The following is a 3,230-nucleotide window of genomic DNA, read 5'->3' as shown; positions in this document are numbered from 1 at the left end:
CCCCCGCACCCGCCGGGAAGTCCCACCCCCCGCTGCCCGTGGTCGCCGTCGTCGGTCTGGGCACGATGGGTACCGGCATCGCCGAGGTCCTGCTGCGCTCCGGGCGCGAGGTCATCGGCATCGACATCGACCCGGCCGCCGCCGAGCGCGCCGGTGCACGGCTGCGGGCCTCGGCCGACCGCGGTGTCGAGCGCCGCCGGATCACCGAGCAGCAACGCCACGACCTCCTCTCCCGGTTCCGCGCCGGTACCGACCTCGCCGACGCCGCCCCCGCCGACCTGGTGATCGAGGTGGTGCCCGAGGACTACGACCTGAAGCTGTCGGTGCTCACCGCGCTGGACGACCTCGTGCGCCCGGACGCCGTCCTGGCCACCGGCACCAACGCCCTGCCCGTCACCCGCCTGGCCGCCGAGACCGCCCGCCCCGAACGCGTGGTGGGTCTGCACTTCTTCCACCCGGTGCCCGCGATGCGCCTGGTCGAGGTGGTCTCCTCGGTGCTGACCTCGCCGGACGCGATCGAGCGGGTCACCGCGCTGGCCCGGGACCTGGGCAAGGAGCCCGTGGCGGCCGGCGACCGGCCCGGCTTCATCGCCGACGGCCTGCTGTTCGGCTACCTCAACCGGGCCGCCGCGATGTACGAGGCGCGGTACGCCACGCGCGAGGACATCGACGCCGCGATGCGGCTGGGCTGCGGTCTGCCGATGGGTCCGCTGGAGTTGCTCGACCTGATCGGAATCGACACCGCGCGGGCGGTGTTGGAGGCGATGTACGAGCGCTCCCGGGACCGGCTGCACGCCCCGACCCCCGTCCTGGGCCAGCTCGCCGAGGCCGGCATGACCGGCCGCAAGGCCGGGCGCGGCTTCTACACCTACTCGGGGACCGGCCCCGACGCCGAGGTGGTGCCCGACCCTCCGACGGGCGGGGGAAGCGGCGACCGCGGCGGGCGGACCACGGGCGGCCGTCCGGTGGAGACCGTCGGCGTGGTCGGCTCCGGGACGATGGCCTCGGGCATCGCGGAGGTCTTCGCGAAGGCCGGGTACCCGGTGATCCTGGTGGCCCGCAGCGAGGAAAAGGCGAACACGGCCCGGGGGCGGATCGCGAAGTCCCTCGATCGCTCGGTGACGAAGGGACGGATGTCGGCGGGGGACCGGGACGCCGCGCTGGCCCGGATCGTGCCCGCCGACACCCTCGACGCGCTGGCCGACGTGGACCTCGCCGTCGAGGCGATCGCCGAGGACCTGACGGTCAAGCAGGACCTCTTCCGCGCCCTGGACAAGGTGTGCCGGGCCGGCGCGGTGCTGGCCACCACGACCTCCTCGCTCCCGGTGGTGGCGTGTGCCCGCGCCACCTCCCGCCCGCAGGACGTCATCGGGATGCACTTCTTCAACCCCGCCCCCGCCATGAAGCTGGTGGAGGTCGTGCGCACGGTCCTGACGGGGGACGAGGCGCACGCCACCGTCCACGAGGTCTGCTCCCGGATCCGCAAGCACCCGGTGGACTGCGGCGACCGGGCCGGCTTCATCGTCAACGCCCTGTTGTTCCCCTACCTGAACGACGCGGTGAAGATGGTCCAGGAGCACTACGCCACCCCGGACGCCGTGGACACGGCGATGAAGCTGGGCGGCGGCTACCCGATGGGCCCCTTCGAACTGCTGGACGTGGTGGGGCTGGACGTGTCGCTGGCGATCGAGGAGACCCTGCACCGGGAGTTCCGCGATCCCTCGCTGGCCCCCGCCCCGCTGCTGCGGCAACTGGTGGAGGCGGGCTGCCTGGGGCGGAAGACCGGGCGGGGCTTCCGGGAATACACCCGGGCGGCATCCTGAGGGCGGGCGGATGGGCTACGTTCGGCTCATGGCCCAGCCCGTGAAGTCCGTGTCACCCGATGTCCGCGCGCCACAGGCGCCGGCCGCCGCCTCACAGCGCCTGAAGGTGCGGCGGCGGCTGGCCGCGGCGGCGATGGAGCTCTTCGCGACCAAGGGTTACGCCGCCACCACGGTGGACGAGATCGCCGCGGCGGCCGGCGTCGCGCGACGGACGTTTTTCCGCCACTTCCGTTCCAAGGAGGAGGCGATCTTCCCCGACCACGACGACACCCTGGAGCGGGCCCGGGCGGTCCTGGAGGCCGCTCCGGCCCGGGAGAACCCGATCGACACCGTCTGTCGGGGGATCAAGGAGGTCATGCGGATGTACGCGGCCTCCCCGGCGGTGTCGGTGGAGCGCTACCAGCTGACCCGCGAGGTGCCGGCGCTGCGGGAGCGGGAGATCGCCTCGGTCGCCCGGTACGAGCGGCTGTTCACCCGCTACCTGTTGGAGCAGTTCGACGAGTCGGCGCACCGGGAGGGCAGCGCCGGGGACGAGCCGCTGTTGGCGGAGGTCGCCGCCTCGGCTGTGGTCACGGCCCACAACCACGTGTTGCGGCGGTGGTTGCGCAGCGGGGGGCAGGGGGATGTGGAGGGCGACCTGGACCGGGCGTTCGCCGTGGTGCGGCGGACCTTCGGCAGCCTGCCGGTGACCGCCGGCGGTGAGCCCGGCGGGGCGCCCCCGGCGCCGGAGGTGGTGGTGACGGTGGCCCGTGCCGACGCGCCGCTGCCGGAGGTCATGCGCTCGATCGAGGAGGCCCTGCGGCGGCGGTGACGCCTCCCCGCACGGCCCGGGCACCCGACCCGTGCGGCGTCGGGCGCCGTCGGGGTGGGGGTCGACATCCGGGAGGGCCGGTCCCACCGGCAGGCGGTGCCGGCACCGCGTGCCGGCCGAGACCGGCCCTCCCGCCCCCTTCACGGGGTCCACGGGCCTCACGGAGCCCACCGGCTCCCTCATCTCCACGGTCACCGCGCTCCCCCACCGGATCCCGGTCGCCCGCGCCCGTCGGGTCGGTCGGGTCGGGCGGCGTGCAGGGCCCACACCACCAGCGGAACCTGCCCGGGGACCCGGGCCCGGGCGATCCCCGACCACGGCGCCGGACGGCGACTCCAATCCCGGGCCATTTTCACGTTGGCCGGCCACACGGCGACCGGGAAGGCCGCCGTGGCCAGGGCGCTCGCCCGGCGCGTGCGGGGAGCGACCAGTCCCGCGGCCGGGGCGAGTTCGGCGGCACCGCTGATCCGGGTCCGGTCGCGGGGACGGCCGGGCAGGGAGCGGGGCACGATCGCGTCGAACGGCCGTGGGACGACGAAGTGCAGCACCCCCGCCGCGCCGAGGAGGCCGGCGAGGGCACGGGGGGGGTGCCGGGG

At 75.0% G+C, this 3,230-nt stretch carries 3 protein-coding genes; 2 read left to right on the top strand and 1 reads right to left on the bottom strand.

Annotation, left to right across the window (positions count from 1 at the left end):
- Nucleotides 1-38 precede the first annotated feature (38 nt).
- Both FOE67_RS20870 and FOE67_RS20865 read left to right on the top strand, forming a co-directional pair.
- On the top strand, nt 39-1,823 hold the full coding sequence (locus tag FOE67_RS20870; protein WP_323385188.1) for a 3-hydroxyacyl-CoA dehydrogenase family protein: 1,785 nt from the start codon (nt 39-41) through the stop codon (nt 1,821-1,823).
- Nucleotides 1,824-1,833: 10 nt separating this feature from the next.
- The gene (locus tag FOE67_RS20865; protein ID WP_182666375.1) at nt 1,834-2,634 is read left to right on the top strand and encodes a TetR family transcriptional regulator; all 801 of its coding nucleotides are present in this window, start codon (nt 1,834-1,836) and stop codon (nt 2,632-2,634) included.
- 191 nt (nt 2,635-2,825) lie between these two features.
- Here the strand turns inward: FOE67_RS20865 and FOE67_RS20860 are convergent.
- A partial coding sequence (locus FOE67_RS20860) for a DoxX family protein (RefSeq protein WP_182666374.1) occupies nt 2,826-3,230 on the bottom strand: 405 nt, incomplete at its 5' end.

It is taken from the genome of Streptomyces calidiresistens (genome assembly GCF_014141525.1).
Lineage (GTDB): Bacteria > Actinomycetota > Actinomycetes > Streptomycetales > Streptomycetaceae > Streptomyces > Streptomyces calidiresistens.
The sequence above is the reverse complement of the archived record's forward strand: the minus strand, read 5'-3'. Positions and strand labels throughout refer to the sequence as shown.

Coding starts and splice junctions, on each gene's coding strand:
- FOE67_RS20865 (WP_182666375.1), top strand. CDS start 1,834: ATGGGCTACGTTCGGCTCATGGCCCAGCCCGTGAAGTCCGTGTCACCC.